Origin of the sequence: Neglectibacter sp. X4, from assembly GCF_009917365.1 — a bacterium.
Classification (GTDB): Bacteria; Bacillota; Clostridia; order Oscillospirales; family Acutalibacteraceae; genus Acutalibacter.
In genome coordinates, this window is the sequence record NZ_QWLE01000318.1 from 1 (window position 1) to 290 (window position 290).

The 290-nt window shown below is 43.8% G+C and carries 1 protein-coding gene; it reads left to right on the plus strand.

Annotated elements, in window-relative coordinates; genetic code table 11:
- A partial coding sequence (locus D1841_RS18360) for a hypothetical protein (protein WP_207710220.1) occupies nucleotides 1-271 on the plus strand: 271 nt, incomplete at its 5' end.
- Nucleotides 272-290: the final 19 nt, after the last annotated feature.

Here is a 290-nt window from a genome sequence, read left to right on the forward strand (position 1 = left end):
TGCCGGAAGAAGAACTTTGATGGAGGCAGGAATGGAAAAGAAAAAATTTGAAGCGATGCTGATACTCCTTGTTCCACAGGTGGTCGGCTTGATTGCAGAAAAGTATTGCTGCAGCGAGGTAACTGCTTCAGAGGAATTCTACAGTTCCAAAGTCTATTCTTTTTTGGAACAGGAGGATACTAAGCTGTGGCATTTTAGCCCACTGACCATATTCAATATGTTTGACGAAGAAAAACAAAGGGGAACGTTTACGTTTCCGGAGGAGGCATGACGATGAGCAGAGAAGGAGA